The sequence below is a fragment of the Aliirhizobium wenxiniae genome, from assembly GCF_019511445.1.
In the GTDB taxonomy this organism is placed as follows: Bacteria; Pseudomonadota; Alphaproteobacteria; order Rhizobiales; family Rhizobiaceae; genus Neorhizobium; species Neorhizobium wenxiniae_A.
Map to the genome: position 1 here is coordinate 1 of NZ_JAEUAN010000058.1, position 1,558 is coordinate 1,558.

The 1,558-nt window shown below is 51.5% G+C and carries 1 protein-coding gene; it reads left to right on the forward strand.

The genetic code is table 11. The annotated features are described in order from the left end of the window. Positions 1–350, forward strand: a 350-nt coding sequence (locus JNB91_RS30230) for a helix-turn-helix domain-containing protein (RefSeq protein WP_220329112.1), incomplete at its 5' end; no start/stop codon positions are given. Positions 351–1,558 lie beyond the last annotated feature (1,208 nt).

A 1,558-nucleotide genomic window follows, 5' to 3' on the forward strand; every position in this document is an offset into this window, starting at 1 on the left:
TCCGAGAACTGTCGAAGGACAAGCAGGGAGTTGTAGCAATACCGCTTTACTCGTTTTTAGCTGAGCACATAGATCCCTCATGCGGTGCTGTTGTTGCCGATCAGCAGTTTTTAGCAGATAAATTGGGTGTTAGCAGAAGCACAATTATTCGGTGGCTCAATTACTTAGAATCAAAAAATGCATTAGTTAGAATCCCCGTTGCTGGTAAGGTTTGTGCGTATGCCCTCGATCCACATGAAGTCTGGAAGGGATACAACACATCTACAAACTACGCGGCGTTTGTCACTAAAACACTGGTCAACAAAGACGGTGATATTCAGCGCCGAATCATGGCCATGTTTTCAAATTGAGCCAGCGGCAGGCGGACAATCAGGGGCTACGTGTTAACGTTCTGACCATGATTGTCTATCCTGCATTGCTCTTTTGCCGCCTCAAAATCCCTTGCGTGTTTTTGCTCCCCGATCTCCAGAACGACCGAGCCGCCACGGTTCCGGCAGCGCCTTGAGCGCAACCGGAAACCGTCTGGGGAGAACCCCAGACCCCCATCGCTGTAACACCGACGGTCTACGACCACCTGCCAACCGCGTGGCTGCCTGTTCCGTGCAAATGGGCTTTGCAGCGGGCTGACGCGGTTCCTGGCGACCTGAAAGCCCTTGGTTAGGGGTATCGGCGCGCCTGACCTCCTGAGACTCTCTGTAAGCGTTTTTCGCGCCTTCCATGCCCTGACGGGCATTTAAAACCCGTTTCGTGCGTCTGAGAGCTTCTGAGCGCGTTTGAAGGGCTATCTGACGACTTATCCCCGAAAGAACAACAGCGGAATCACCGACAACATGCGAGAGGTGGCACCGCTCGCCGCAGCCCCAGCGACCGAACGTTAGTGAGCGAGTGGGCGAGGAAGCGGAAGAGAACCGGAAACCACATTGAGCACGTACGCACTGATGCGGGGTGTCGGGGCGAAGCCCTGACCAGATGGCAAACGGAATATCGTCGCGGGTGACGGTATTACATTTGCACATCCTGTCCCGATTTCTGAGGGTTTTAACGGTGAACGGACGGCAAAAAACGTGCAGGAGCTGTTGAACGTGAAAACCACGAAATCTGGCAAAAATCACGGCTGGCGAGGCTTGCAGAGGAGTAAGCCAGTATACACTCCGCTATCGCTACGTGACTGGGTCAGGGCTTCGCCCCGACACCCCCAAAGGGCGTTGCGTTGCGCGCAACACCCTTGCCTAGAATAGATCTTTTACGCCGATTTGTAAGTTGTTGTTTTTTTAGTGTGTTTTTTGTTTACCTGTCGCATCCAGGGTGACACAACGTTGTCGCATCCTGGATGCGACAACACGCAACAAGGTGTTGCACAGATGTGTCATGATGGCTTAGATTTGAACCAACGTTAGTGCATGGGATTTTCAGAGGGAAAAAATCATGTTTATTGATTCAGAAAAACGACTGAAACAACTTTCAGATGAGGCAAAGAAAAACACCGAGGATCTCGAAGAAGCAAAGAAAAATTCAAGGTTTACACAGGTATCCCCAAAAGGTTGGGAACGTGTTCGAG